The organism is Paracoccus sp. MKU1, assembly GCF_001447385.1.
Classification (GTDB): Bacteria; Pseudomonadota; Alphaproteobacteria; order Rhodobacterales; family Rhodobacteraceae; genus Paracoccus.
Window position 1 is genome coordinate 1 of the sequence record NZ_LLWQ01000193.1, and the last position, 25,742, is coordinate 25,742.

24 protein-coding genes are annotated in these 25,742 nt (G+C 69.3%); 7 read left to right on the top strand and 17 right to left on the bottom strand.

Going from position 1 to position 25,742, the window contains the following annotated elements; genetic code table 11:
- On the bottom strand, window positions 1-299 hold a 299-nt coding region (locus AQY21_RS16195; RefSeq protein WP_238986808.1), incomplete at its 3' end, for a GTP-binding protein.
- A gap of 210 nt (window positions 300-509) precedes the next feature.
- On the opposite strand from AQY21_RS16195, the gene AQY21_RS16200 reads away from it, so the two are divergent.
- On the top strand, window positions 510-1,439 hold the full coding sequence (locus AQY21_RS16200; protein ID WP_058098653.1) for a DUF533 domain-containing protein: 930 nt from the start codon (window positions 510-512) through the stop codon (window positions 1,437-1,439).
- On the opposite strand, the gene dinB is transcribed toward AQY21_RS16200, so the two are convergent.
- Genes dinB through AQY21_RS16215 form a run of 3 tightly spaced genes read right to left on the bottom strand, consistent with a single transcriptional unit; the run spans window position 1,430 to window position 4,973 of the window.
- Window positions 1,430-2,521, bottom strand: coding sequence for a DNA polymerase IV (gene dinB, locus AQY21_RS16205; protein ID WP_058098654.1), 1,092 nt, complete (start codon window positions 2,519-2,521; stop codon window positions 1,430-1,432). The two genes, AQY21_RS16200 and dinB, sit on opposite strands and share 10 nt — an antisense overlap.
- Window positions 2,518-3,234 carry a folate-binding protein YgfZ gene (locus AQY21_RS16210; protein WP_058098655.1) on the bottom strand — a complete coding sequence of 239 codons (717 nt, stop codon included), beginning with the start codon at window positions 3,232-3,234 and terminating at the stop codon, window positions 2,518-2,520. The genes dinB and AQY21_RS16210 overlap by 4 nt, the downstream gene beginning before the upstream one ends.
- On the bottom strand, window positions 3,234-4,973 hold the full coding sequence (locus AQY21_RS16215; RefSeq protein WP_058098656.1) for an ABC transporter ATP-binding protein: 1,740 nt from the start codon (window positions 4,971-4,973) through the stop codon (window positions 3,234-3,236). The genes AQY21_RS16210 and AQY21_RS16215 overlap by 1 nt, the downstream gene beginning before the upstream one ends.
- A gap of 260 nt (window positions 4,974-5,233) precedes the next feature.
- Between AQY21_RS16215 and AQY21_RS16220 the strand changes: the two genes are divergently transcribed.
- From AQY21_RS16220 to AQY21_RS16240, 5 genes are all read left to right on the top strand, one after another.
- Window positions 5,234-6,406, top strand: a complete 1,173-nt coding sequence (locus AQY21_RS16220; protein ID WP_058098657.1) for an alanine--glyoxylate aminotransferase family protein — start codon at window positions 5,234-5,236, stop codon at window positions 6,404-6,406.
- A gap of 59 nt (window positions 6,407-6,465) precedes the next feature.
- Window positions 6,466-7,515 (top strand): siderophore-interacting protein, encoded by a 1,050-nt coding sequence (locus AQY21_RS16225; protein ID WP_058098658.1) that lies wholly within the window; start codon window positions 6,466-6,468, stop codon window positions 7,513-7,515.
- 141 nt (window positions 7,516-7,656) lie between these two features.
- Window positions 7,657-8,811: a tonB-system energizer ExbB gene (exbB, locus tag AQY21_RS16230; protein ID WP_058098659.1), complete on the top strand. Its 1,155-nt coding sequence runs from the start codon at window positions 7,657-7,659 to the stop codon at window positions 8,809-8,811.
- Between the two features lie 3 nt (window positions 8,812-8,814).
- On the top strand, window positions 8,815-9,342 hold the full coding sequence (gene exbD, locus AQY21_RS16235) for a TonB system transport protein ExbD (RefSeq protein WP_058098660.1): 528 nt from the start codon (window positions 8,815-8,817) through the stop codon (window positions 9,340-9,342).
- A complete protein-coding gene (locus AQY21_RS16240) occupies window positions 9,339-10,169 on the top strand; it encodes an energy transducer TonB (protein WP_058098661.1) in 831 nt (276 codons plus the stop codon). The genes exbD and AQY21_RS16240 overlap by 4 nt, the downstream gene beginning before the upstream one ends.
- Here the strand turns inward: AQY21_RS16240 and AQY21_RS16245 are convergent.
- Together AQY21_RS16245 and AQY21_RS16250 are read right to left on the bottom strand one after the other, a co-directional pair.
- Window positions 10,150-11,133 carry a hydrogen peroxide-inducible genes activator gene (locus tag AQY21_RS16245; protein ID WP_058098662.1) on the bottom strand — a complete coding sequence of 328 codons (984 nt, stop codon included), beginning with the start codon at window positions 11,131-11,133 and terminating at the stop codon, window positions 10,150-10,152. The two genes, AQY21_RS16240 and AQY21_RS16245, sit on opposite strands and share 20 nt — an antisense overlap.
- A gap of 82 nt (window positions 11,134-11,215) precedes the next feature.
- Window positions 11,216-12,493 (bottom strand): hemolysin family protein, encoded by a 1,278-nt coding sequence (locus AQY21_RS16250; protein ID WP_058098663.1) that lies wholly within the window; start codon window positions 12,491-12,493, stop codon window positions 11,216-11,218.
- Window positions 12,494-12,795: 302 nt separating this feature from the next.
- Between AQY21_RS16250 and AQY21_RS16255 the strand changes: the two genes are divergently transcribed.
- Window positions 12,796-13,950: a patatin-like phospholipase family protein gene (locus tag AQY21_RS16255; protein ID WP_058098664.1), complete on the top strand. Its 1,155-nt coding sequence runs from the start codon at window positions 12,796-12,798 to the stop codon at window positions 13,948-13,950.
- A 27-nt stretch (window positions 13,951-13,977) separates the two neighbouring features.
- Here AQY21_RS16255 and AQY21_RS16260 read toward each other — a convergent pair whose 3' ends face one another.
- The 11 genes from AQY21_RS16260 to hutI all read right to left on the bottom strand — a co-directional run bounded on the left by AQY21_RS16260 (window position 13,978) and on the right by hutI (window position 25,726).
- A complete protein-coding gene (locus AQY21_RS16260; protein ID WP_058098665.1) occupies window positions 13,978-15,081 on the bottom strand; it encodes an NADH:flavin oxidoreductase/NADH oxidase in 1,104 nt (367 codons plus the stop codon).
- 122 nt (window positions 15,082-15,203) lie between these two features.
- Window positions 15,204-15,974, bottom strand: coding sequence for an amino acid ABC transporter ATP-binding protein (locus tag AQY21_RS16265; protein WP_058098666.1), 771 nt, complete (start codon window positions 15,972-15,974; stop codon window positions 15,204-15,206).
- Window positions 15,975-15,978: 4 nt separating this feature from the next.
- Window positions 15,979-16,641, bottom strand: a complete 663-nt coding sequence (locus tag AQY21_RS16270; protein WP_058098667.1) for an amino acid ABC transporter permease — start codon at window positions 16,639-16,641, stop codon at window positions 15,979-15,981.
- The gene (locus AQY21_RS16275; RefSeq protein ID WP_058098668.1) at window positions 16,641-17,288 is read right to left on the bottom strand and encodes an amino acid ABC transporter permease; all 648 of its coding nucleotides are present in this window, start codon (window positions 17,286-17,288) and stop codon (window positions 16,641-16,643) included. The genes AQY21_RS16270 and AQY21_RS16275 overlap by 1 nt, the downstream gene beginning before the upstream one ends.
- A gap of 57 nt (window positions 17,289-17,345) precedes the next feature.
- Entirely contained in the window at window positions 17,346-18,164 is an 819-nt protein-coding gene (locus AQY21_RS16280; protein ID WP_058098669.1) for a transporter substrate-binding domain-containing protein, read from the bottom strand.
- Window positions 18,165-18,228: 64 nt separating this feature from the next.
- A complete protein-coding gene (gene hutU / locus AQY21_RS16285) occupies window positions 18,229-19,893 on the bottom strand; it encodes a urocanate hydratase (protein ID WP_058098670.1) in 1,665 nt (554 codons plus the stop codon).
- Window positions 19,894-19,905: 12 nt separating this feature from the next.
- Window positions 19,906-21,060 carry an acyl-CoA dehydrogenase family protein gene (locus AQY21_RS16290; protein WP_058098671.1) on the bottom strand — a complete coding sequence of 385 codons (1,155 nt, stop codon included), beginning with the start codon at window positions 21,058-21,060 and terminating at the stop codon, window positions 19,906-19,908.
- Entirely contained in the window at window positions 21,057-22,205 is a 1,149-nt protein-coding gene (locus tag AQY21_RS16295) for a CaiB/BaiF CoA-transferase family protein (protein ID WP_058098672.1), read from the bottom strand. The genes AQY21_RS16290 and AQY21_RS16295 overlap by 4 nt, the downstream gene beginning before the upstream one ends.
- Entirely contained in the window at window positions 22,202-22,993 is a 792-nt protein-coding gene (gene hutG, locus AQY21_RS16300; protein ID WP_058098673.1) for an N-formylglutamate deformylase, read from the bottom strand. Before hutG ends, AQY21_RS16295 begins: the two co-directional genes overlap by 4 nt.
- Window positions 22,990-24,531, bottom strand: a complete 1,542-nt coding sequence (gene hutH / locus AQY21_RS16305; protein ID WP_058098948.1) for a histidine ammonia-lyase — start codon at window positions 24,529-24,531, stop codon at window positions 22,990-22,992. The genes hutG and hutH overlap by 4 nt, the downstream gene beginning before the upstream one ends.
- The gene (gene hutI / locus AQY21_RS16310; RefSeq protein ID WP_058098674.1) at window positions 24,524-25,726 is read right to left on the bottom strand and encodes an imidazolonepropionase; all 1,203 of its coding nucleotides are present in this window, start codon (window positions 25,724-25,726) and stop codon (window positions 24,524-24,526) included. Before hutI ends, hutH begins: the two co-directional genes overlap by 8 nt.
- Window positions 25,727-25,742 lie beyond the last annotated feature (16 nt).

The following is a 25,742-nucleotide window of genomic DNA, read 5'->3' on the forward strand; positions in this document are numbered from 1 at the left end:
ACCAGGATCGCCCCGTCCATCTGCGCCGCGCCGGTGATCATGTTCTTCACGTAGTCGGCGTGGCCGGGGCAGTCCACGTGCGCGTAGTGACGGTTCTCCGACTCGTATTCCACATGCGCGGTCGAGATGGTGATGCCCCGCGCACGCTCCTCGGGGGCGCCGTCAATCTGGTCATAGGCCTTGAATTCACCGAAATACTTCGTGATCGCAGCCGTCAGCGTCGTCTTGCCGTGGTCAACGTGACCGATCGTCCCGATGTTGACGTGCGGTTTCGTCCGTTCAAACTTTGCCTTTGCCATCATGGCCTCCTATCGGGGGGGCCACCCGCGCGACAGCCCCCGTCGTGAAACATCCGCCGCGACTTATAATCGTGCCGGGGAAAAATCAAGGGCACGCGGGCCTTTGCCGCGGGGCCTGTGGCGGTGGAACCGGAACCGGAGGAATACGTTGGAATTGTGCAAAGAAGGCTGCCCGGCCCGGCGGCCCCGCAACGCTTTCGGAGGAACGAGATGAGCCTGATGAAATCCCTCGCCCGCGTCGCGGCCGGCGTCATGCTGGCCAAGGGGATCGGAACCATGATGAAGAACGCCCAGAACCGGCCACAATCCAGCGGCGGACGGGGATCAGGCGGGCTGCTGGACGAGCTGTTCGGCAACAATACCGGCGGCACCGGCAATCGCTCGACCGGCTCGGGCGGCCTGGGCGACATGCTTGGCCAGGTGCTGGGCGGCCGCTCGGGCGGTGGCACGGCCTATGGTGGCCCGAACTCGCCCCGCCATACCGGCGCGGCGCAAGGCGGGCTGGGCGGGCTGCTCGACCAGCTGACCGGCTCGCGCGGCGGTTCGGGGTCCGGCGGGCTGGGCGGAGTCCTGGGCGGCGCGGCGGCAGGCGGCCTCGGCGGCATGCTGGGCGATCTGCTGGGCGGGCGCGGCGCGCAGGCGCAGCAGGCACCCGGACAACCGCAGCAAGGCACCGGCGGCCTGGCGCAAAAGGGCGCCCAGCCGCAGAACGACGCCAGCTTCGGCGAATTGTTCAACGAGGCGCTGGCCAGCGGCGACGAGCCCACGACCGCCCCCACCCCGGAGCAGAATGCCCTGGCCGGGCTGATGCTGAAGGCGATGATCCAGGCCGCGAAATCCGACGGCGAGATCGACGAGAGCGAAAAGGCCAAGCTGATGGCCGAGTTCGGCGAGCTGGACGACGAGGAGCGCGCCTTCATCCGCGAGCAGATGGCCGCCCCGGTCGATGCCGCCGCGCTGGCGCGCGAGGTGCCGCAGGGCTTCGGCCCGCAGGTCTATCTGATGTCGCTGATGGCGATCGAGTTCGACAACCGCAAGGAGGCCGAATATCTGCACACGCTTGCCGAAGGCCTGGGGCTCGACAAGGAAACGGTGAACGGCATCCACCAGAAGGTCGGCGTCATCAACCTCTACGCCTGATCGAACAGGCCCAGCTGGCGCGGCGGCTCGTCCTGCCGCGCCTCCTCCAGCCCCGAGAGCGTGATGCCCAGCAGCCGCACGCCATGCGGATCGGCAAAGACCGGCGCCAGCAATTCGCAGGCCATCTCCAGCATCTCGTCGCGGCTTTCGACCGGGCGCGGCTGGGACCGCGCGCGGGTGATCTGGCGGAAATCGCCGTATTTCACCTTCAACGTCACCGTCCGCCCGCGGCGCGCAGCCGCAGCTGCGTGGCGCCAGACCTTGTCGGCCAGCACGGCCAGCGCCTCATGCGCCGCCGCCAGGTCGCGCAGATCCTCGAAATAGGTGTTCTCGGCGCCGATGCTCTTGCGGATGCGGTTGGGCTTGACCTCGCGCGTGTCGATGCCGCGGGCGATGTTCCAGTAATAGCTGCCCGACTTGCCAAAGCGGGCGGTCAGGAACTCCAGGCTCTGCCGGGCCAGGTCGGCGCCGGTCAGGATGCCATGCGCCTCCATCCGCGCCGCCGTGGCTGGACCGATGCCGTGAAAGCGGCCGATGGGCAGGCCCTGCACGAACTCCGCCCCCGCCTCGGGCGGGATCACGAACAGCCCGTCCGGCTTGCGCTGGTCCGAGGCCAGCTTGGCCAGGAACTTGTTGTAGCTGACCCCGGCCGAGGCGGTCAGCCCGGTCGCCTGCCGGATGCGCGCCCGGATCTCTTGCGCGATGCGGGTGGCGGTGCGGCCGTCGAGATGGTCGGTCAGGTCCAGATAGGCCTCGTCCAGCGACAGCGGCTCGACCAGAGGGGTGTATTCGGCAAAGATCGCGCGGACCTGCTGGCTGACGGCGCGATAGACGTCGAAGCGCGGCTTCACGAAGATCAGGTCGGGGCAAAGCCGCATCGCCCGCATCGAGGGCATGGCCGAGCGCACGCCATAGCGCCGCGCCTCATAGCTGGCCGCGGCGACCACGCCGCGCTGGATGCCGCCCACGGCGACCGGACGCCCGCGCAGCTCGGGATTGTCGCGCTGCTCGACCGAGGCATAGAAGGCGTCCATGTCCACATGCACGATTCGCCTTATGCGCTCGGCCGGACCGGCGGTCATGGCAGGATGCGGGCATCCCCCGCCGAAAGCCCCTCTCCCATGCGGTCGAAGCGCATATGGGCGATGGCGCGGTCCCCGGACTGGGTGAAAAGCGTGCCCGCCTCGCGCCCGTCGGCCATCAGGATCGGCGTGCCGACGGGGGCCGCGCCCTCGATCCCCACCGTCACCAGCCCCTTGCGCAATTCGGTCTTGTGCTTCATCCGCGCCGTGACCTCTTGCCCGACATAGCAGCCCTTGCGGAAATCGACGCCATGCAGGCGCTCGAACCCGGCTTCCAGGATGAAGCTCTCGTTCGGGATCAGCTCGACCAGGGTTTCGGGGATGCAATGCGCGACCCGGATCGCGTCCCAATCGGTGCCGTCATCCCCCGCGCCGCCGTAAAGCCGCCAGCCGAGCGCCTCGTGCCGGGGGTCCTTGATCGCGCCCTCGGGCGCCGGCCCAGTGCCGCGCGCCACGGTCAGATCGGTCGGCTCCAGCGTGACCTTCGAGCGCAGCCGATACATGGACAGCCGCCGCATCAGGTCGCCCTCCAGCCGCGCATCCACGTCGATCAGCAGCCGCTCGCCATCGGGCACGACGAGGAAATCGGCCAGATACTTGCCCTGCGGCGTCAAGAGCGCCGCCCAGCAAGGCGCAGGGCCGACCTTGTTGGTCACCAGCCCTTGCAGGAACTCGACCCGATCTTCGCCCGACACCGCCAGAATCCGCCGCATCACTCTTCTCCGAATTGCAATCTGACCAGCGCGGCATAGGCACCGCCCTGCGCCATGAGTTGGTCGTGATTGCCCTCTTCGACAACCCGGCCGGCCTCCACCACCACGATCTTGTCGGCCTGCCGCACGGTCGAGAGCCTGTGCGCGATGACCAGCGTGGTGCGCCCGGCCGACAATTCGTCCAGCGCCTGCTGCACCACCCGCTCGCTTTGCGCGTCCAGCGCGCTGGTCGCCTCGTCCAGAAGCAGGATCGGCGCATTGCGCAGCACGGCGCGGGCGATGGCGACGCGCTGGCGCTGCCCCCCCGACAGGGCCGAGCCGCGCGGGCCGGCCGGCGTGTCCAGGCCCATGGGCAGCGCATCGGTGAAATCCGCGACATGGGCGGCGACCACGGCGCGGCGCAGCGCCTCGTCCTCCTGTTCGCGGCCCAGCAGGATGTTCTCGCGCAACGTCTCGTCGAACAGCGCCGCATCCTGGCTGACGGTCGAGAACTGGTCGCGCAGCACCCCCAGGTCAAACTCGCGCAAGGGCACGCCGCCCAGGGTGATCTGCCCCGATTCGGGATCGATGAGCCGCGTGAGCAGGTTGAAGACCGTGGATTTCCCCGCCCCCGACGGCCCGACCAGCGCCGTGGTCTTGCCCGCCTCGGCGGTGAAGCTCAGCCCGTTCAGCACCCGATGGTTGTCATAGGACAGGTGCACGTCCTGAAAGCGGATGGTGGTGTCTGGCGGCGGCTCGCGGCTCGGCCCCGAGGTGATCGTGGGCCGCATGTCCAGCACGGCATAGATGCGCTCCAGGCTCGCAGCGGCGATCTGCCAGGTGCCGGTCAGCGCCCCCAGCCGGCGCAGCGGCTGGAAGGCCAGCGCCATGGCGGTAAAGAAGGACATGAAATCGCCGACCGTGCGCTCGCCCCGCGTCACCTCGGCCCCGCCGAGCGCCAGAACGCCGATGAAGCCCAGCCCGGTGACGACATCGACCAGCGCCGGCACCGTGGCGCCGATGCCCGACATCTTGACCTCGGCCTGGCGGATGCGGGCGACGATCTGGGCAAAGCGGCCGGTCTGGTAATCCTCCATCCGGTTCAGCTTGACGGCGTTGATGCCGTGCAGCACCTCGTCCAGCCGGGTGGCGCGCTGGCTGGCGTTGACGCGGTTCTGCCGCATCTTGCGGCGGATATAGCGCTGCACCACCAGCGTCGGCAGGATCAGAAGCGGCGCCCCCACCAGCGCCGCCATGGTCCACCAGGGATCGACCGCCAGTGCCACCGCGAACAGCGACACCAGCGAGACCATGTCCCGCCCCGCGCCCGAGATGAAGGTGGTCCAGACCCCCTGCACGGCCATGGTATCGCCCTGCACCCGCTCGATCAGCGCGCCGGGGGGGTTCTGCTGGAAGAAGCTGCCGTCCAGCACCATGATATGGCGCAGCAGGTCGGTCTGCATCGTGGTCGAGACCGCCAGCGAGACCGAGGTCATCAGACTGCGGTTGATGACGAAGGTCGTGGCACGGATCAGGAACAGGCCAAAGATCGCACCCCCGACCCACCAGATCGCATCGGTATCGCCGCCGACGAAGACCCGGTCGAACAGCGGCTTCAGCATCCAGCTGAGCAGGCCCAGGGTCGAGCCCTCGATGACCAGGAACAGCAGCGCCAGCAGGATGCGCGCCCAATAGGGCCGCAGATAGTCGCGCCACATGCGGGCGAACAGATTGGCCGTCCTGTGAAGTCTGTCCGCCATCGCATCCCCGGAATTCGGTTCGGCCCCAAGGGATAAGCCGCAAGCCGCGCCGGGGCAACCCGCCACCGCCGGCCGCCCCCACCCGGCGCCGCCCCCGGGCGCCCAGGCCGCCTGCGACCGCCCTGCGCTTCACCGTTTCCCAAATACTCCCGCCCAACCGTGCAACCGGCGCCAGGCCGCCGGTTTGCCGCCACGCCGCGCCCGTTGACCTTGCGCATGGGTCGTCCTACCGATGGCGCATCAGTCGAAAGGCATTTCCCATGAGCTTCGCCCAGGGCCGCGCCGTCCTTGCCATTCCCGGCCCCTCGCCCGTTCCCGACCGCGTGCTGCGCGCCATGCACCGCGCCTCGCCCGACATCTACGGCCCGGACCTGGCGGCCGAGAACCAGGCCATGATCGCCGGGCTGAAACGGCTGGCCGGAACCGCGGGTCATGTCGTGCCCTATATCGGCAACGGCCATGCCGGCTGGGAGGCGGCCAATGTCAACCTGCTCGACCGGGGCGAGCGGGCCCTGGCGCTGGTCTCGGGCCATTTCGGCCGTTCCTGGGCCGCCTCGGCCCGCGCGCTGGGGATCGAGGTCGAGGAGCTGGATTTCGGCCTCGCGGCCCCCGATCCGCAGCGCCTGGCCGACCGGCTGGCGCAGGACCGCGAGGGGCGGATCCGCGCGGTGCTGGTCTGCCAGGTCGATACCGCAAGCTCGGCCCGCGCCGAGATTCCCGCCCTGCGCGCCGCCATGGGCGGCCATCCCGCCTTCCTGGCCGTCGATGCCATCGCCTCGCTGGGCTGCGAGCCGATGCGGATGGACGAATGGGGCGTCGACCTGCTGGTCGCGGCCAGCCAGAAGGGGCTGATGGTGCCGCCGGGGCTGGCCTTCGTCTGGTTCTCGGACCGGGTCAAGGCGCGGGGACGCAGCGGCCTTGCCACGCCCTATTGGGACTGGACCCCGCGCGCCGAGGCGCAGGAGCTGTGGCAGTTTTGGGGCGGCACGCCGCCGGTCCAGCACATCTTCGGCATGAACGAGGCGCTGCGCATGCTGCTGGACGAAGAAACCCTGCCCGTCGCCTGGGCGCGGCACGAGGGGCTGGCGCGGGCCACCTGGGCGGCGCTGGAGTACTGGGGCGCCGACCATCCCGGCATCGGGCCGCTGATCGCCGATCCCGCCGGCCGCGCCCGCTCGGTCACCGCGGCCCGGCTGCCGCAGGCCGGCGCCCTGCGCGACTGGACCGCGACCAAGGCCGGGGTGACGCTGGGCATCGGCCTTGGCGCGCCCGATCCCGACAACGCGCTGCGCATCGCCCATATGGGCCACGCCAACGCCCATCAGCTTCTGGGGGTGCTGGCAGCGGTCGAGGCCGGGATGACGGCGCTGGCGATCCCGCACGGCCGGGGCGCGCTGGAAGCGGCGGCGGCCGAGATCGCACGGCTCGCCTGAGCCCTTGAAGCGCCGGGCCGGACACCCGACCTTTGCCCCGAAGGCACGAGAGGCGACCGATGCGCATCACCCCCCTGCCCGAGTTCCAGTCCGAGGCCCTGCTGCCCGGCCAGGATTTCGCGCCCATCGAGCGGCTGATCCGCGACGAGGCCCGGGAGCACGGGCTGGACCTGCACACCGGCCATGGCCGCTCGATCTGGTGCCAGGTCGAGATGGGCGAGTTCGGGGCCAAGCGGCGCGGCGACGGCGTGCTGGTCTTTGCCCGCGCGCACCGCGCCGAATGGCTGGCCGCCATGCAGCAGGCGATCTCCGAGCATCTCGCGCGGCACCTGCCCGCGGCAGCGGCGCTGCGCTGGCCCTCGACCGAGGATGCCGGCAAGCCGCCAGCGCATTTCAGCCTTGCCCAGGTCGTCGGCGTCGAACCGCTCTGCCCGGATTTCCTGCGCGTGCGGCTGGCCGCGCCCGACCTGCACCGGCTCGCCAGCGAGGATTCGATCCATTTCCGGCTGGTGCTGCCCCGGCCCGGCGACGCGGCGCCGGAATGGCCGCATCTGGGTGCGCATGGCCAGATCGTCTGGCCCAGGGGCGACAAGGCGCTGCACCGCCCGGTCTATACCGTGCGCCGGATCGACGCCGCGGCGGGCTGGCTTGATCTGGACATCTTCGACCATGCCGGCGGGCAGGCGGCACGCTGGGCGCGCATGGCCCCGCCGGGCCAGCGGATCGGCCTGCTCGGCCCCAGCGGCGGCGGCATCCCGCAGGCCGCGCGCCTGACGCTTGCCGGGGACGAGACCGCCTATCCCGCCATCGCGCGCATCCTCGAATCGCGTGCTGGCGCGGCAGAGGGCGAGGTCATGCTGCTCGGCACCCGGGCCGATTATCCGCTGCCCCGGCCAGCCGGCTTCCGCCTTCGCCACCTGCCCGGCGGGGCGGCGGCGCTTTGCGCGCTGCTGCGTGCCGAGCCACCGCCGCCCGACAGCTATCTGTGGATGGCGACCGAGAAATCCGACATCGCCGCGATCCGCGCGCTGGCGCTGGAAGGGCTGCGCCATGACAAGGCGCGCAGCCATCTGGCGGCCTATTGGTCGGCACAAAGCCCGGCAGGCTGACCGCGGAATAGTTGACAATTTTACCTTGGTGATCGATATGGGCCTCAAACCGCGGCCAAAGGGTCGACGGCCTGCCATCCGGCATGTGCCGCACCCCAGCAAGATGCGGACGGACCGAATGCCGGAACTACAAGGATCGCCATGACCCACCTGTCGCTGCCGCGCTACCGCGCGGGGACCGCCGTCGCCTTGACCTGTCTGCTGCTTGCCGCACCGCTCTCGGCGCAGGAAAGCACAACCGGCAGCCAGCCCGGCCCGGCGCCCGAGACCCAGGTCCAGCCGGCAAGCCCGGGCGCGGAAACCGGCACGCCGCCAGCGGCCGCGCCCGAAGCGGCAACGCCCGAAACCGCGGCACCGGCGACCCCGACCGCATCGCCGGCCCAAGCGCCCGAAACGGCCGCCCCGTCAGCGGCCGCACCGGAAGCGACCCCGGCTCCGGCGCCACCCGCCGAAGCCCCGGCCGCCCCAACCCCCACGACACCCGAGACGCTCGCCCCGGCGACCCCGGAAGCGGCCGAGCCCGCCGGCTCAAGCATCCTGCCGCAGGCGGTCCAGGACGCGCTGGCCCCGATGCTGAACCCGCCGGCACGCGACCCGAACCTGCCGCATGACCTGTCCCCCTGGGGCATGTTCCTGGCCGCCGACTGGGTGGTCAAGGCGGTGATGATCGGCCTGGCCTTCGCCTCGGTCGTGACCTGGACGGTGCTGGTCGCCAAGGTGCTGGAGCTGATGGGCGCCACGAACCGCGCACAATCCGGCATCCGCCGCATCGAGGACGCGGCAAGCCTGCCCGCCGCCCTTGCCGCGGCCGGCAATCGCCGCGATCCGGTCTCGCGCATGATCCGCGCCGCGGCCGCCGAATACGACCGCTCGGCCCCGGCGCTGGACCAGGCCGGCGACTCGGGCATCAAGGAGCGCGTCGATTCGCATCTGGACCGCATCGAGGCCATCGCCGGCCGCCGCATGAGCCGGGGCACCGGCGTGCTGGCCACCATCGGCTCGACCGCGCCCTTCGTCGGCCTGTTCGGCACCGTCTGGGGCATAATGAACAGCTTCATCGGCATTTCCCAGGCGCAGACCACCAACCTTGCCGTCGTGGCACCCGGCATCGCCGAGGCGCTGCTGGCCACCGCCATCGGCCTGGTCGCCGCCATCCCGGCGGTGGTGATCTACAACGTCTTCGCCCGCGCCATCACCGGCTACCGCCTGCGGCTCGCCAATGCCGCCGCCGGGATCAAGCGCCTCGTCAGCCGCGATCTCGACTTCCGCGGCCCCATCTCGCGCACGGAGGCCTGAGCCATGGCCGGCGGCATCCGCGAGACCCAAGGCGACGATCTGGTCGAGAACCACGAGATCAACGTCACGCCCTTCATCGACGTGATGCTGGTGCTGCTGATCATCTTCATGGTGGCGGCACCGCTGGCCACGGTGGATGTGAACGTGGACCTGCCGATCTCGAACGCGACCCCGGCGCAGCGCCCCGACCAGCCGGTCTATATCACCGTCAAGCCCGACCTGACCCTGGCCATCGGCAATGAGGACGTGCCCGCCGGCGGCCTGGCCACGGCCCTGGCCACCGCCACCGAGAACAACCGCGAGGAGCGCATCTTCCTGCGTGCCGACAAGGACGTGTCCTATGGCGACCTGATGGGCGTCATGAACACCCTGCGCGAGACCGGCTATCTCAAGATCGCGCTGGTCGGCCTCGAGACCACCGGCGCAGGCGCGGCGCTTGCCGATGCCGAGCCGGGCGCGACCGCACCCGCCGCCCCGGCGCCGGCCCAGACCGCCTCGACCCCGACCCGCGGAGGAGCACCCACGCCATGAGTTGGAAGCCTGCCCCGGCCCTGCGCGAAAGCGCCTTATGGGGCACCGCCGCGGCGGTGGCCCTGGCGGCGCATATGGGTGGGGCGCTGTGGATCTTGCAGCGCGCCGAAGCCGCCGCCCCTCCCGGCCTGCCCGAGCCGGTCTATGTCGAACTGGCACCGATGCCCGAGGCGGCAGCCCCGCCGGACGAGGCCGAGACCCCCGAAATGACCGAGGCCGAACCCGAGCCTGAACCGGAACCGGAGCCCGAACCCGAGCTTGCCATGCCGCCGCTTCAGGAGCTGGAGCCGCTGGCCGACATGAATTCGCTGTTCCCGCCGCCACCCGATGCGGTGGTGCTGCAAAAATCCGAGCGCCCCCCGGAACGACCCGAACGCGAGCCGGAACCCGAACCCAAGGTCGTCGAAAAGCAGCCCGAGCCGAAAAAGCGCGAGAAAAAGGAAAAGGCCCCCGAGGAGCAGCCGGCCCGCCAGGCCACCACCCGGGTCCAGGCGCCGCAATCCACCCGCACCGCAGCGCCGCAGGCCCAGGCCGGCACGCCCAGCCCGCGGCAGGTGGCCAGCTGGCAGTCCAAGGTGCAGGCCGCGGTGGCCCGCCACATGCAGCGCACCCGCTTCAGCGGGCGCGGCGGCACCATGACCGTCACCGTGCGCTTCAGCGTCGATCCCAGCGGCCGCGTGGCCGGGGCATCGCTGGCCAGTTCGACCGGAGACGCCAACATCGATTCGGCCTTGAACCGCCAGGCCTCGCGCATGCCGCGCCTGCCGGCGCCACCCACGGGCAAGACCACCGCGCTGGTGCTGCCGGTCAAGATCGTGCTGCGCTGATCCTTCTGCGGGCCGGCGCATCCGTCGGCCCGTCCGGCGCGGGGCGGGACAGCGGCTCGACCCCCAGCACCGGGGCCAGGTCGCGCACCACCTCGGCCAGGGCCCGCGCATCCGCCCCCGCCTCGGCGTTGCGGCGCCAGACCACGGCCAGATCGCGCGAGGGCTCGCGCTCGGCAAAGGGCACGATGCGCAGCCTCCCGTCGCGGTTCTCGTCGGCCAGCGCCAGCCGCGGGATCAGCGTCATGCCCATGCCGCTGGCCACCATTCGCATCAGCGTCGCCATCGAGGCCGCCTCCAGGTTCAGCTTGCGGCGCGGGCTGCGCATGCCGCAGACCTCCAGCGCCTGATCCCGCAGGCAATGGCCGTCGGCCAGCAGCAGCAGCCGCTCGGCCTCGATGCTCTCGGGGCGGGCGGGGCCGGAGAGGAAGGTGGTGTCATTGCCCGACAGCGCGATCAGAAAGGCATCGCGCAGCACCGGCTCGGCCTCGATCCCGGCCTCGCCCACCGGCAGGGCCATGATCCCGGCATCGAAGCGGTGGCTCAGCACGCCCGAGACCAGTTCGTCCGTGACGACCTCGTGCAGCTCCAGATCCAGCGCGGGATGGCGGTCGCGCAGCGTCGGCACCAGATGCGGGATCAGATAGGGCGCCACGGTCGGAATGATGGCCAGCCGCAGCCGCCCCGACAACGGCGAGCGCCCGGCCCGAGCCAGCGCGTCCAGGCGCTTGGCGGTGTCCATCAGCTCCTGCGCCACCGGCAACAGCCGCTCTCCCAGTGCGGTCAGCCGCACCGGCGCAGCCCCGGCGCCGCGCTCGAACAGCGCGCCGCCCAACCGCGCTTCGAGCTGCGCGATCTGGCTGGACAGGCCCGGTTGCGAGACATGCACCGCCTCGGCGGCGCGGCCGAAATTGCCAAGCCGGGCCACGGCCAGGAAGTAGGTGATCTGGCGCAGGGTGAAATTCATAACCGCAGGTTATCGAGTCCTGCAAAAACCACAAGCGTCCATTCTTGCCTAGCGCGTATTGGCCGCAGGGCCGACCCGCTGGTCAGGCCGGCAGGCGCTGCACCAGCAGCTTGTCGATGCGGCGGTCGTCCATGTCCACGACCTCGATGCGCCAGCCCTGCCAGTCCACGCGGTCGCCCGCCTGCGGCAGCCGGCCGGCCAGATCCAGCACCAGCCCGGCGACGGTGGAATAGTCGCGATCCTCGTCCACCGGCACCGACAGCCGGTCGGCGAACTCATCGACCGGCATCCAGCCGGCGACCAGCAGACTGCCATCCTCGCGCTCGACCAGCTTCGGCTCGTCGTCCGAGAAGCCGGCGAACTCGCCGGTGATCGCCTCGAGCACGTCCATCGGCGTCACCACGCCCTCGAAATGGCCGTATTCGTCATAGACCAGCAGCATCTGCCCCGGCGCGGCGCGCAGCCGGCTGATGACCTCGGGCGCATCCATGGTCTCGGGGATGATCGGCGCGGATTGCATGACCTCGCGCAGATCCACCGCCTCGGCCCGGCTCTGCGACATCAGATCGACGCTGGCGATCACGCCGATCAGGTTGTTCGGATCGCCGTCGCTGACCGGCAGGCGGGTGCGGCGGCTGTCGCGGAACTTGCGCGCCATCTCCTCCCAGCTGTCGCCGACATCGACCGCTTCGATCTCGCGCCGCGGCGTCATCAGCCCGCGCGCGCTGCGGTCGGCGATGCGCATGACGCCGGCGATCATCTCGGTCTCGGCGCGGTGCATGACGCCGGCCGTCTCGGCCTCCGAGATCACCAGCTTGATCTCCTCGTCGCTGATGGTCTGCCGGTCCTCGCCCGCCTGCCCCAGCGCGGCCAGCACCAGCTTGCCCGAACGGTCGAGCAGCCAGACCAGCGGCGCCGCCCCGCGCGAAATGGCCCGCATCAACGGCGCCACGCGGGCCGCGACCCGCTCGGGCGCCTTCAGCGCCAGCTGCTTGGGCACCAGCTCGCCCACGATCAGCGACAGATAGGTGATGGCGACGACCACGCCCCCCATGCCCAGCGGTTGCGCCAACGAGGCCGGCACGCCCCAGCCCGGCAGCGCCGCCGCCAGCCGCGCGCCCAGCGTCGCACCGGAAAAGGCGCCCGACAGGATGCCGACCAGCGTGATGCCGATCTGCACCGAGGACAGGAACCGCCCCGGCTCCTCGCCCAGCTGCAAGGCGGTGGCGGCGCCCCGGTCGCCGCGTTCGGCCAGCACCTTCAGCCGTGCCGGACGGGCCGAGACGATGGCCAGCTCCGACATGGCCAGAAGCCCGTTCAACAGGGTCAGGACAAGGACGACAAGGACTTCGATCCACATCAAAGGGGCTCGCTCGGGTCAGGGGGATACCGGAAGACAGCTTGGCGCAGCAGGCTGCGCCTGTCGGAAAGGTCGTCGGTCATGCGCTCGTCGGCGGCTGGCTCCGGCTGTGTCATGCCCCAATATATCGGCTGGGGCCGCCGTGGCAATCGCCGAGGCGGAAAACGCCCCGGACGCAACGTCACTTGCCGCACCGTCCCGGATGAACGAAGATTTTTTCTTTCGTATGATTAGCCGTTATGGAAACTTTCCTTCCCTGCGCATAGCGTGACAAGAATCACACCAAGCGATTTGGGAAACAGATGAAGGACCGAACCGGGGAAACACCCGAAAAGATCGTGCTCGTCCTTCAGGGTGGCGGAGCCCTGGGGGCGTTTCAGGCCGGCGCCTATGAGGCACTTTGCCGCGCCGGGCAGGAACCGGAATGGCTGTCCGGCATCTCGATCGGCTCGATCAACGGCGCGCTCATCGCCGGTAACCGCCCCGGCAAGCGGCTGGATGCGCTGCGCCAGTTCTGGGAAGGCGTGACGGGCGCGCCCTGGCTGCTGGGCTCCTGCTTCGAAGGCGGGCCGCTTTACGAACAGATGCGCGCGGTCTGCAACGAAAGCCGCGCCACCATGACCAGCATCCTGGGCGCCCCGGGCTTCTTTCGCCCGCGCGTCCCGGACCTGTTCTCGTTCCTGCCCGGGCTGATGCGGCAGACCAGCTGGTATGACACCTCGCCGCTGCGCGATACGCTGCTGGCGCTGATCGACTTCGACTATCTCAATGCCAAGGGCCCGCGGCTGTCCGTCGGCGCCGTGGATGTCGAAACCGGCAATTTCACCTGTTTCGACAGCCGCGAAACGCGGATCACCGTCGATCACATCATGGCCTCGGGCGCGCTGCCGCCGGGCTTTCCCGCAGTCGAGATCGACGGGCGGCAATATTGGGACGGCGGGCTGGTCTCGAACTCGCCGCTGCAATTCGTGCTGGCCAAGCCCTGCGACCGGCCGCTCTGCATCTATCAGGTCGATCTCTACCCGTCCCGCGACATCCTGCCCCGCACCATGGCCCAGGTCGAACAGCGCGAGCGCGAGATCCGCTTTTCCAGCCGCACCCGGCTGAACACCGACGAGTTCCGCATCCGCCATGCGCTGGCCAGCGCCGCGCGCCGGCTGCACGCCCGTTTGCCGGCCGAATTCCGCGACGACCCGGACCTGGCCATGCTGATCGAGGCCGGCCCCGCCCATCCGGTCAGCCTGATGCACCTGATCTATCGTCACGCCGATTATGAAAGCGCATCCAAGGATTACGAATTCTCGCGCCTGTCGATGCTGGACCATTGGCAGGACGGGCTGCACGACGCGGAACGCTCGCTCGCCGATCCGCGCTGGACCAACCGGCAGGTGCCCGAGGACGGGCTGATGATCTTCGACATGAACGACCCGCACCGGCCAGAGGCGCAGGCGGTCTGACCCCCAAGGCCGGCTCCCGCGCCTCGGTCACTTGCGAAACAGGCCCCGGAAGCGCGCGGGCGCGCTGCGCCGGAATTGCGGCGGCGCCGAAACGCTGGCACCCAGCTTTGCCCCCGCATGCCAGGGCCAGCGCGGATCGTAAAGCACCGTCCTCGCCAGCGCGATCATGTCGGCATCGCCGGTGGCGACGATGGCCTCGGCCTGCTCGGGCTCGGTGATCAGGCCCACGGCGATGACCGGAATGCCGACCGCCTGCTTGACTGCCCGCGCCAGCGGCACCTGATAGCCGGGACCGACCGGGATCTGCTGGCGCCGGTCCAGCCCGCCGCTGCTGACATGAATGGCGGCGCAGCCCCGCGCCTCCAGCGCCTGCGACAGGGCGATGCTGCCCGCGATGTCCCAGCCGCCCTCGACCCAATCGGTGCCCGAGATGCGCATGGTGACCGGATAGCCCGCCGGCACCGCGTCCCGCACCGCCTCGAAGACCTCCAGAGGAAAGCGCATGCGGTTTTCCAGGCTGCCGCCATATTCGTCCTCGCGCCGGTTCGACAGCGGCGACAGGAACTGGTGCAGCAGATAACCATGCGCGGCATGGATCTGGATCGCGTCGATCCCCAGCCGCACCGAACGGCGCGCGGCCGCGGCAAAACCGTCGCGCACCCGCGCCAGCCCGGCGCGGTCCAGCGCCAGCGGGGGATTGTCGCCCTCGGCGAAAGGCAGGCTCGATGCCGATACCGTCTGCCAGCCATGCGCCGCATCCGGGGCGATCTGCGCCTCGCTCTCCCAGGGTTTCGCCGTCGATCCCTTGCGCCCGGCATGGGCCAACTGGATGGCGATGGGCATGTCCGACCAGGCCCGCACGCCCTTCAGCACCCGGGCCATGGCCGCCTCGGTCGCGTCGTCCCACAGCCCGACATCGGCATAGGAGATGCGCCCCTCGGGCAGGACGGCGGTGGCCTCGATGGTCAGGATCGCCGCGCCGGAATGCGACAGCGCGCCCAGATGCATCAGGTGCCAGTCGGTCATCCGCCCGTCCTCGGCCGAATACATGCACATCGGCGCGATGACGATCCGGTTGGCAAGGGTCTGACCGCCAATGGCGATCGGCTCGAAAAGCTTCGGTTGGCGCATGGCAGGGTCCTGGCTGTTACCCGCTCCAGATAAACCGCCCGAGCGCGCCCGCAACCCCTGCCTGCGCGCTTCTTTCGTGTCCAAATATCCCGGCGTGGGGGCAGAGCCCCCTTTCCTTCCGCTCAGAAGCTGTTGCGCTCGTGATAGGTGCGCAGAAAGCCCTGGATGCGCGGATCCTCGGGGTGATGCAGGATGCGGTCGGGGCTGTCCACGCCGACCAGTTCGCCCTTTTCCATGAAGGCGACCTGGTCGGCGACATGGGCGGCAAAGCCCATCTCATGCGTGACCACCACCATGGTCATACCCTCGCTGGCCAGCGTCTTCATCACGTTCAGCACCTCGCCCACCAGTTCGGGGTCAAGCGCCGAGGTCGGCTCGTCGAACAGCATCAGCCGCGGCTCCATGGCGATGGCCCGGGCGATGGCGACGCGCTGCTGCTGGCCGCCCGACAGGCGCGAGGGATGGTTGCCCATCTTGTCGGCCAGCCCGACCTTGGTCAGCGCCTCGGCGGCGCGGGTCTCGGCCTCGGCTTTCGACAGGCCGCGCACGCGGATCAGCCCCTCGGCCACGTTCTCCTTGGCGGTCATGTGCGGCCAAAGGTTGAACTGCTGGAACACCATGCCGATGGAGCGGCGCATCTCGCGCAGCTTGCGCCCCGACATCTTCCGGCCCGGCGACTCGTAGCCGATCAGCTGGCCGTCGATGCGGATCTCGCCCGAATCGTATTCCTCGAGGAAGTTGATGCAGCGCAGCAGCGTGGACTTGCCCGAGCCCGAGGGCCCGATCAGGCAGGTCACCTTGCCCGGCGGGATGGACAGGTCCACGTCCTTCAGCGCGTGGAACGGCCCGTAATATTTGTTGACCTTGCGGATCTCGACGGCGGATGCCTGCATCGGCTCAGGTCCTTTCGATCAGGTGTTTGGTGATGCGCGCCTCGAACCGGCGGCCGACGCGCGAGATGGTCTCGACCAGCGCCCAGAAGAACAGCGCCAGCACCAGGTTCGCCTCCAGGTAGCGGAAGGTCTCGGTGGACATGCGGCTGACCTGATACATCAGCTCGGGCACGGTGATGATCGACAGGATCACCGTCTCCTTGGTCAGGATGATCGAGAAATTGACCAGCGCCGGCAGCGACGAGACCAGCCCCAAGGGCAGCAGGATGCGCCGCACGATAGTCGGCTCGGCCATGCCGATGGCGCGGGCGGCCTCGATCTGGCCATGCGGCACGGCGCGGAAGCCCGAGCGGAAGATCTCGGCGAAATAGGGGCTGCCATAGATGGTCAGGCCCAGCAGACCCGCCGGCAGCGCATCGAGCCGCAGCCCGACCAGCGGCCCGCCGTAATAGAGCACGAAAAGCTGCACCAGGAAGGGCGTGCCGCGGATCACCTCGATATAGGCCTGGATGATCCAGCCCAGCCAGCGCGGCCCATAGCGTTGCAGCAGTGCGATCACCAGCCCCAGCGCCATGCCGAAGATCGTGCCGAGGACCCAGCACAGCACGGTGACGCCAAAGCCCCTCAGCAGGGCGGGGCCGTATTGTTCAAGGATGCTCCATTCCATCAGACGGCCGTCCTGTGTTCGAGATAGCGTCCCAGCGCGGCAAGGCAGAGGTTGATCGCCAGGTAGATGCAGGCGGCAGCGATATAGACCTCCAGCGGGCGGAAGGTGGTCGCGGCCTGCGCCTGGCTGGCGCGGGTCAGCTCGAGGATGCCCACGACCGAGACCAGCGAGCTGGCCTTGACCAGCAGGATCAATTCGTTGACCAGCGCCGGCAGCGACATGGTGAAGGCCTGCGGCAGGATCACCCGGGTCCAGACGTCACGCGGCGTCATGCCGATGGCCACGGCGGCCTCGGCCTGGCCCTTGGGCAACGCCGCGATGGCGCCGCGCCAGATTTCAGAGATATAGGCGCTGGCGCAGATGCCGACGGTCACCACGGCTGCGAAGATGGCGGGCACGTCGATGCCGATCACCGGCAGCGTGTAATAGAACACCAGCAGCTGCACCAGCAGCGGCACGCCGCGCAGGAAGCTGACCCAGATCGCGGCAAAGCCGCGCAGGGATGCATAGGGCGACAGCCGCGCGGCGCAGACCAGCGTGCCGATCACCAGCCCCAGCGCGATGCCGAGCCCCGAGATCAGCAGCGTGTAGCGCGCCGCCCAGATGAGCGGTTCGAAACTTTGAAGAAAGACCGGGATGGAGAACATGCGCGCCTCGCCTTGGCCCTTGGGGAACGGGCGGGGTCGGCCCCGCCCGCCAGCGATTTAGTTGGTCGGGACCTCGCGGGGCAGTTCGGTATAGCTGCCCAGCCATTTCTCCTGGATCGCCTTGACGCGGCCGTCATCGGTCATCTTCAGCAGCGCGTCATTGATCGCCTGGGCAAAGCTGGCGCTGTCATCGCCCTTGCGCAGCACCCAGGCGAAATAGCTCGGCTGGCCGAACTGGGCCGGCTCGAACAGCGCAAAGGTCTCGGGGCGGTTCTTCACCAGATAGGTCAGGTTCGGCAGCGAGCCCGCCACCGCGTCCAGGCGGCCGGCGGCAAGGTCGGCATAGGCTTCGTCCGTGGTGCCGTATTCCTTGACGTTCACGCCGCCCAGGCTTTCGCCATAGGCCTGAAGCTGGCGGAACTGCGCGGTGCCCTGCTGGACGCCCACGGTTTTGCCCTTGATGTCCTCGGGCTTGGTCAGCTCGGTGTTCGAGGCGGCCTTGACCAGCGAGACGGTGGCATCGGCGATCGGCAGGGTGAAGGTGTAACGCTCCAGCCGCTCGGGGGTGATGGTGACGGGCGCGATGACGATGTCGAACTTCTTGACCTCGAGGCCCGGCAGCTCGGCGGTCCAGGGGATGTCCTGATAGACCGGCTCGACGCCGATCTCTTTCGACACCTCGTCGAACAGGTCCTTGGTCATGCCCTCATACTGGCCGTTGTTCAGCATGTCGAAGGGGGCATAGTGCATGTCGGTGGCGGTGACGATCTTGCCGGCGGCCTTGATGTCGGCAAGCTGGTCGGCCTGCGCGGCGGTGCCAAGCGCAAGCGCGGTCAGGCCGAACAGGGCAGCCTTGATGCTGGTGTGGAAGGTCATGTCTGTCTCCTAGTTGGACGGTAAGGGGCGCGGCCCCGGTGCGTTGCGGCGCCGCGCCTATGGATCAGAGAATGGCGGGCAGATTCAACCCGTGCTCCCGCGCGCAGTCCAGCGCGATCTGATAGCCCGCGTCGGCGTGCCGCATGACGCCGGTGGCCGGGTCGTTCCACAGCACCCGGGCCAGCCGCGCATCGGCGTCCTCGCTGCCGTCGCAGCAGATCACCATGCCGGAATGCTGCGAAAAGCCCATGCCGACGCCGCCGCCATGGTGCAGCGACACCCAGGTCGCGCCCGAAGCGGTATTCAGCAGCGCGTTCAGCAGCGGCCAGTCGGACACCGCGTCCGAGCCGTCCTGCATCGCTTCGGTTTCCCGGTTGGGCGAGGCGACCGAGCCCGAATCGAGATGGTCGCGGCCGATGACGATGGGCGCCTTCAGCTCGCCGTTGCGCACCATCTCGTTGAAGGCGAGGCCCAGCTTGTGGCGGATGCCAAGGCCGACCCAGCAGATCCGCGCCGGCAGGCCCTGGAAGCTGATGCGCTCGCGCGCCATGTCCAGCCAGTTGTGCAGATGCGGGTCGTCGACCAGTTCCTTGACCTTCTGGTCGGTCTTGTAGATGTCCTCGGGGTCGCCCGACAGCGCCGCCCAGCGGAACGGCCCGATGCCCTTGCAGAACAGCGGCCGGATATAGGCCGGCACAAAGCCCGGGAAGGCGAAGGCGCGCTCGAAGCCCTCCTCCAGCGCCATCTGGCGGATGTTGTTGCCGTAATCGACGGTCGGGATGCCCTGGTCGCTGAAGGCCACCATGGCCTCGACCTGCGTGCGCATGCTGGCGCGGGCGGCGCGTTCGACGGCCTTGGGATCGGTCTCCTGCCGGGCACGCCATTCGGCGACGGTCCAGCCCAGCGGCAGATAGCCATGCACCGGGTCGTGGGCCGAGGTCTGGTCGGTCACGATGTCGGGACGCACGCCGCGCTTGACCAGTTCCGGGAACACATCGGCGGCATTGCCGATCAGCGCCACGGACTTCGCCTCGCCGGCCTTGGTCCAGCGATCGATCATCTCCAGCGCCTCGTCGAGGCTGTGGGTCTTTTCATCGACATAGCGGGTGCGCAGGCGGAAGTCGGCGCGGGTCTCGTCGCATTCCACCGCAAGGCAGCAGGCCCCGGCCATGACGGCGGCCAGAGGCTGGGCGCCACCCATGCCGCCAAGCCCGGCGGTCAGGATCCACTTGCCCTTCAGGTTGCCGCCGTAATGCTGGCGCCCGGCCTCGACAAAGGTTTCGTAGGTGCCCTGGACGATGCCCTGGCTGCCGATATAGATCCACGAGCCGGCGGTCATCTGGCCGTACATGGCCAGGCCCTTCTTATCCAGCTCGTTGAAATGGTCCCAGTTCGCCCAATGCGGCACCAGGTTCGAGTTGGCGATCAGCACCCGGGGCGCGTCCTTGTGGGTCTTGAACACACCGACCGGCTTGCCGGATTGCACCAGCAGGGTCTCGTCGGTTTCCAGCTTCTTCAGGCTGTCGACGATCAGGTCGAAATCCTTCCAGGTGCGGGCGGCGCGGCCGATGCCGCCATAGACCACCAGCTCATGCGGGTTCTCGGCCACGTCGGGATGCAGGTTGTTCATCAGCATCCGCATCGGCGCCTCGGTCAGCCAGCTTTTCGCGGTGATCTCGGTGCCGGTGGGCGGGAAAATGTCGCGGGTATTGTGACGGGGATTGTCCATTATGCTCTCCGTTCAGGCCAGCATGTTGCCGGAAATGATGATGCGTTGGATTTCCGAGGAGCCCTCGTAGATGCGCATGATGCGCAGGTCGCGGGCGATCCTCTCGATGGGGAAGTCGCGGGTGTAGCCATAGCCGCCATGCAGTTGCAGCGCGGTGTCGGCGATCCTGCCCGCCGCCTCGCTGGCGGCCAGTTTCGCCATGCTCGAGGCCAGCGAGAAGCGCCCGCCGCCATGGTGCGCCGCCTGACGCTGCCGCGCCGCGTCCTGCGACAGCAGCAGCGCCTGGCGATAGGCCACGCCCATGTCGGCGATCATCCAGCGGATGCCCTGCCGGTCGGTGAGCCGCTCGCCGCCGATCACGCGGTCCTTGGCATAGGCGATGGCGGCGTCCATCGCCGCTTTCGCCAGCCCCAGGCATTGCGCCGCGACCTCGATGCGGCCGTTGTCCAGGACCTGCATGGCGGTGCGGAAGCCCCGGCCCTCCTCGCCCAGAAGCGCGTCCTCGGGCAGCTGGCAGTCGAGGTTCAGGGTGAACACATGCCCGCCCTTCAGCCCCATGGTCTTTTCCGGTGCGCCCGGCTCCAGCCCCGGCGTGCCTTTCGGCAGGATGAAGGCGGAAATGCCGCGATGCGCCTTGTCCGGGTCGGTCACGGCATAGACGACGATGAAATCCGCTACGCCGCCGTTCGAGATGAAGCATTTCGTGCCCTTCAGGTGCCAGCCGCTCTCGGTCCGGCGGGCGCGGGTCTTCATGTCGGCGGGGTCCGAGCCGGCGGTCGGCTCGGTCAGGGCAAAGGCGCCCAGCACCTCGCCCGTCGCGGCCTTTTGCAGCCATTCCTGCTTCTGCGCCTCGGTCCCCCCGATCAGGATCGAGTCGGTGGCGAGGTAATGCGCCGTCAGCGCCGAGGCCGTGGACCCACAGGCCCCCGCCACGATCGCCACCGCCCGCAGCAGCGCCGGCGCCGAGATGCCCGAGCCGCCGTATTCCTCCGGCAGGTTGGCGCCCATCATCCCCGCCTCGCCCAGCACGGCAAGCTGGTCATGGACGAAACCCGAGGTTTCGTCGGTTTCCGCCGCCTTGGGCGCGATCCGCTCGGCGCAGATCCGCTCCAGCACGTCGCAGAACAGCCGTTCCTCCTCGGCCAGCATGTGCCAGTCGTCGCTCATGCGGTCTCCTCCAATCCGAATTCGCGCAGGATGGCGGCGCGGTCGCCGCCAAGGCGCGGGGCCGAGGTCTCGGCCACGGGTTTCTCTCCGTCGAAGCGCACCGGCTGGCCGATGGTCGGCGCCAGCCCCAACACCGGATGCGGCAGGCGGCTGACCAGCCCGCGCGTCAGGGCGTGCTCGTTGCTTGCCGCCTGGGCGATGTCCCAGATCGGCGCGGCGGGCAGGCCGACACCGGCCAGCGCGGCGACGGCTTCCTCGGTCGTGCGGTGGCACGACCAGCTTTCGATCAGGCGCTTGAGCTCGGGCTCATGCGCGGTGCGGCTTTCGTCGCTGGCAAAGCGCGGATCGTCCGCGGCCTCGGGCGCACCGATCAGCGTGGCCAGCGCCGCGAATTGCTTGCCGTTCAGCACCGCGATCACCACCTGCCCGTCCCGCGTCGCAAAGCAGCCGAAGGGGGTGGAGAGGGGATGGCGGTTCCCCACCCGCTGCGGCAACTGGCCGGCATAGAAATGCAGCGCATGGCTGGTGGTCAGCATGGAAAACAGCGCGTCATACATGGCAACGTCCAGCGTGGCGCCCTGCCCGGTGGCGTTGCGATTGACCAGCGCCGCCATGATCGCCCAGCTTCCGAACAGGCCGGCGATCAGGTCGGCGACGCTTTCGCCGGTCTTGAGCGGCGCGCCGCCTTCCTCACCGGTGCCGGCCATCAGCCCGGACATGGCCTGCACCACCAGGTCATAGGCCGGCAGGTCGCGGAACGGCCCCTGCTGGCCGAAGCCCGAGATCGAGCAATAGACCAGCCGCGGGTTTTCCGCCCGCAGCGCCTCGGCCCCAAGGCCCAGCCGGGCCGCGACGCCGGGGCGGAAGTTTTCCACCACCACGTCGACGCGGGCGGCGACGGCCTTGGCCAGCGCCAGATCCCCGGGATCTTTCAGGTCCAGGACAAGGCTCTGCTTGCCGCGGTTGTTCAGCGTGAAGAGCGCGCTTTCGCCGTCCTTGAACGGGCCGATGTGGCGATAGTCGTCGCCTTGCGGGGGCTCCAGCTTGATGACCTCGGCACCCAGATCGGCCAGAAGCGCGGTGCAATAGGGCCCGGCCAGCACGCGGGATAGGTCCAGCACCCTGATGCCTTGCAGCGGCTTCATGTCCGGATCTCCGGCGCCAGCGCGGCCAGGCGTTCAAGGATCGCCTTCAGCGTCACCCGCAGGGTTTCGGCCTTCCCTTCGTCATAGGCAAAGGGCGGGGTCTCGGTCGCCAGATGCGTCGCCTGCGCCAGCTCCATCTGGATCGCATGTACGCCCTGCCCCGGCTGACCGTAATGCCGCGTCGTCCAGCCACCCTTGAAGCGGCCGTTCAGCACATGGCTGCGGCCGGTGGCGGCGCAAGCCTCGAACACAGCCGTCTCGATGCGCTTGTCGCAAGCGGCGCCGCTGTTGGTGCCGATGTTGAAATCCGGCAGCACGCCCTCGAACAGGAAGGGGATCACCGAGCGGATCGAGTGACAGTCGTAAAGGATCGCCACGCCGTGACGCGCCCGCACCCGCTCGATCTCGGCCGCCAGCGCCGCGTGATAGGGGGCGTGGAAACGGGCCTTGCGGTCCGCGATCTCCTCGGCCGTCGGCTCCTCGGTCCAGATCGGCTCGCCGTCGAAATCGGTCAGCGGCACAAGGCCGGTGGTGTTCTGGCCGGGATAGAGGCTCGCATCGTCCGGCCCGCGATTGGCGTCGATGACATAGCGGTGGAAGGTTGCGCGCACCGTGGTCGCGCCGGGCAGGAGCCCGTCATACAGCCGCTCGATATGCCAGTCGGTATCGGCCAGCACCTGCCCGCGCACGTTCAGCCGGGCACGGATCTCGTCGGGCAGCCATGTCCCGGTATGCGGCAGGCCGAGGATGACCGGGCTGTCGCCGCGGACCACTTCGACGGGATTCACGGCCGCACCTCGTCCAGCAGGTGGCCGGGGACGGCGCCGACCAGCACGCCCTCGCGCACCAGCCGGGCGGATTCGGCCAGGTCGGGGGCAAGATAGCGGTCCTGCTCCAGCGCCGGCACCGTCTGGCGCAGCGCGGCGATCACCGCCTGCAAGGGCGCCGAGGTCGCCAGCGGCGCGCGGAACTCGACGCCGGCGCTGGCGCAAAGCGCCTCGATGCCCAGGATCTGTGCGAGGTTCGCGTTCATGCGTTTCAGCCGACGCGCGCCATGCGCGGCCATGGACACGTGATCCTCCTGGTTCGCCGAGGTCGGCGTCGAGTCGGTGCTGCACGGCGTCGCCAGGTGCTTGTTCTCGCTCATCAGCGCCGCCGAGGTTACTTCCGCGATCATCAGCCCGGAGTTCAGGCCCGGATCGGGGGTCAGGAAGGGCGGCAGGTCATGGCTCAGCGCCGGATCGACCATCAGCGCGATGCGGCGCTGGGAAATGGCGCCGATCTCGGCGATGGCCAGCGCGATCTGGTCGGCGGCAAAGGCCACCGGCTCGGCATGGAAGTTGCCGCCCGAGACGATGCGGTCGGCGCCGACCAGCACCAGCGGGTTGTCGGTCGCGGCGTTCGATTCGATCTCCAGCGTGCGGGCGGCCTGCCAGAGCAGATCGATGCAGGCGCCCGTCACCTGCGGCTGGCAGCGGATGCAATAGGGGTCCTGCACGCGGGTATCGCCCTCGCGGTGGCTTTCGCGGATCTCCGAGCCGTCCATCAGCGCGCGGATGGTCCGCGCCGCGACGATCTGGCCGCGATGGCCGCGCAGGGTGTGGATCTCATCCAGGAACGGCGCGGTCGAGCCCATGATCGCATCGGTCGAAAGCGAGGACGTGACCAGCGCCGCGCGGGCCGAAGCAAAGGCCTCGAACAGCCCCGCCAGCGCGAAAGCGGTCGAGACCTGCGTACCGTTGATCAGCGCCAGCCCCTCCTTGGCGGCCAGCACCACGGGCGCGAGGCCGGCGGCGGCCAGCGCCTCGGCGCTCGGCATCTCGCGGCCCTGATAAACCGCACGGCCCTCGCCCAGCATGGCGGCGGCCATATGCGCCAGCGGCGCCAGATCGCCCGAGGCGCCGACCGAGCCCTGCGACGGGATCACCGGCAGCACGCCGCGCGCCAGCATGTCCTCGATCAGCTGGATCACCTCGGGACGCACGCCCGAGGCGCCGCGGCCCAGCGACAAGAGTTTCAGCACCATGATGAGACGCACGGTTTCCGGCTCGACCGGCTCACCCACGCCGCAGCAATGCGACAGGATCAGGTTGCGTTGCAGCGTCGCCGTGTCCTTGGCCGCGATCTTGATCGAGGCGAGCTTGCCGAAGCCGGTGTTCACGCCATAGACCGGCGCCTCGCCGTTCGCGGCAGCCTCGATGCGCGCGGCGGATTCGGCGATGCCGGGGCGGGCGCTGTCGGCCAGGCGCACGGCCAGCCCCTCGCGCCAGACGCGCTCAAGCTGCGCGAGCGTGGTTTCACCGGGGATAAGGATCAGTTCAGACAAGTTCGCCTCCGACGATGCGGGCATGAAGGGGGTTGAAGCCGATGCGATAGGTCAGTTCGGCCGGATGCCGGATGTCCCAGACCGCCAGGTCGGCGCGCATGCCGGGCGCCAGCCGGCCGCGATCCTTGAGACCCAGCGCGCGGGCGGCGTGGCGGGTGACGCCGGCCAGGCATTCGGCCGGGGTCATGCGGAACAGCGTCGCGCCCATGTTCATGGTCAAGAGCAGCGAGGTCAGCGGCGAGGTGCCGGGGTTGCAATCCGTGGCCAGCGCGATCGGCACGCCGGCATCGCGCAAGGCGCCCATCGGCGGATATTGCGTCTCGCGCAGGGTATAGAAGGCGCCGGGCAGCAGCACCGCCACGGTGCCATGGGCCGCCATGGCCTCGATACCGTCCTGGCCCAGATATTCCAGATGGTCCGCCGACAGCGCGCCATGCTGCGCCGCCATGGCCGCGCCGCCCAGGTCGGAAAGCTGCTCGGCATGCAGCTTGACCGGCAGACCCAGCTTGGCCGCATGGTCGAAGATGCCGGCCATTTCCTCGCGCGTAAACGCGATGCCCTCGCAGAACCCGTCCACCGCGTCGATCAGCCCCTCGGCCTGGCCGCGCCGCATCCCGGCGACCACCACCTCGCGGATGTATCCGGCGCGGTCGTCCTTATATTCCGGCGGCAGGGCATGGGCGGCCAGCCAGGTGGTGCGCACCGTCACCTTGCGCAGCTGCCCGATGCGGCGGGCGACGCGCAACATCTTCAGCTCGCTGTCGATGTCCAGCCCGTAGCCCGACTTGATCTCCAGCGTCGTCACGCCCTCGGCCAGCAGCGTATCGACACGCGGCAGGGCGGCGGCCAGCAGCGCATCCTCATCCGCCTCGCGCGTGGCGCGGACGCTGGACAGGATGCCGCCGCCGGCCCGCGCGATCTCCTCGTAGGAGGCGCCTTCCAGCCGCATCTCGAACTCGCGGGCACGGTCGCCGCCAAAGACGATATGGGTGTGGCAATCGATCAACCCCGGCGTCACCAGCCGTCCGCCCAGGTCGCGGCGCGTCGCATCGACATAGTGCGCAGGCAGGTCCGATTCGGCGCCGATCCAGCTGATTCGCTCTGCCTCGATCACCAGCGCCCCCTGCTCGATCAAGCCGTAACCACCTGATTCTTCGTCCATCGTGACAAGCTGGGCGTTGTGAAGAAGCTGCATCGGATCGCATCCCGGA

Bases quoted from the DNA above. Each gene is read 5' to 3' on its own strand.
- AQY21_RS16250 (WP_058098663.1), bottom strand. From the start codon at position 12,493: ATGTGGATCGAAGTCCTTGTCGTCCTTGTCCTGACCCTGTTGAACGGG.
- AQY21_RS16260 (WP_058098665.1), bottom strand. From the start codon at position 15,081: ATGCGCCAACCGAAGCTTTTCGAGCCGATCGCCATTGGCGGTCAGACC.
- AQY21_RS16295 (WP_058098672.1), bottom strand. From the start codon at position 22,205: ATGAAGCCGCTGCAAGGCATCAGGGTGCTGGACCTATCCCGCGTGCTG.
- AQY21_RS16265 (WP_058098666.1), bottom strand. From the start codon at position 15,974: ATGCAGGCATCCGCCGTCGAGATCCGCAAGGTCAACAAATATTACGGG.
- exbD (WP_058098660.1), top strand. From the start codon at position 8,815: ATGGCCGGCGGCATCCGCGAGACCCAAGGCGACGATCTGGTCGAGAAC.
- hutU (WP_058098670.1), bottom strand. From the start codon at position 19,893: ATGGACAATCCCCGTCACAATACCCGCGACATTTTCCCGCCCACCGGC.
- AQY21_RS16240 (WP_058098661.1), top strand. From the start codon at position 9,339: ATGAGTTGGAAGCCTGCCCCGGCCCTGCGCGAAAGCGCCTTATGGGGC.
- AQY21_RS16270 (WP_058098667.1), bottom strand. From the start codon at position 16,641: ATGGAATGGAGCATCCTTGAACAATACGGCCCCGCCCTGCTGAGGGGC.
- AQY21_RS16215 (WP_058098656.1), bottom strand. From the start codon at position 4,973: ATGGCGGACAGACTTCACAGGACGGCCAATCTGTTCGCCCGCATGTGG.
- exbB (WP_058098659.1), top strand. From the start codon at position 7,657: ATGACCCACCTGTCGCTGCCGCGCTACCGCGCGGGGACCGCCGTCGCC.
- AQY21_RS16225 (WP_058098658.1), top strand. From the start codon at position 6,466: ATGCGCATCACCCCCCTGCCCGAGTTCCAGTCCGAGGCCCTGCTGCCC.
- hutI (WP_058098674.1), bottom strand. From the start codon at position 25,726: ATGCAGCTTCTTCACAACGCCCAGCTTGTCACGATGGACGAAGAATCA.
- AQY21_RS16280 (WP_058098669.1), bottom strand. From the start codon at position 18,164: ATGACCTTCCACACCAGCATCAAGGCTGCCCTGTTCGGCCTGACCGCG.
- dinB (WP_058098654.1), bottom strand. From the start codon at position 2,521: ATGACCGCCGGTCCGGCCGAGCGCATAAGGCGAATCGTGCATGTGGAC.
- AQY21_RS16255 (WP_058098664.1), top strand. From the start codon at position 12,796: ATGAAGGACCGAACCGGGGAAACACCCGAAAAGATCGTGCTCGTCCTT.
- AQY21_RS16275 (WP_058098668.1), bottom strand. From the start codon at position 17,288: ATGTTCTCCATCCCGGTCTTTCTTCAAAGTTTCGAACCGCTCATCTGG.
- AQY21_RS16210 (WP_058098655.1), bottom strand. From the start codon at position 3,234: ATGCGGCGGATTCTGGCGGTGTCGGGCGAAGATCGGGTCGAGTTCCTG.
- AQY21_RS16200 (WP_058098653.1), top strand. From the start codon at position 510: ATGAGCCTGATGAAATCCCTCGCCCGCGTCGCGGCCGGCGTCATGCTG.
- AQY21_RS16245 (WP_058098662.1), bottom strand. From the start codon at position 11,133: ATGAATTTCACCCTGCGCCAGATCACCTACTTCCTGGCCGTGGCCCGG.
- AQY21_RS16290 (WP_058098671.1), bottom strand. From the start codon at position 21,060: ATGAGCGACGACTGGCACATGCTGGCCGAGGAGGAACGGCTGTTCTGC.
- AQY21_RS16220 (WP_058098657.1), top strand. From the start codon at position 5,234: ATGAGCTTCGCCCAGGGCCGCGCCGTCCTTGCCATTCCCGGCCCCTCG.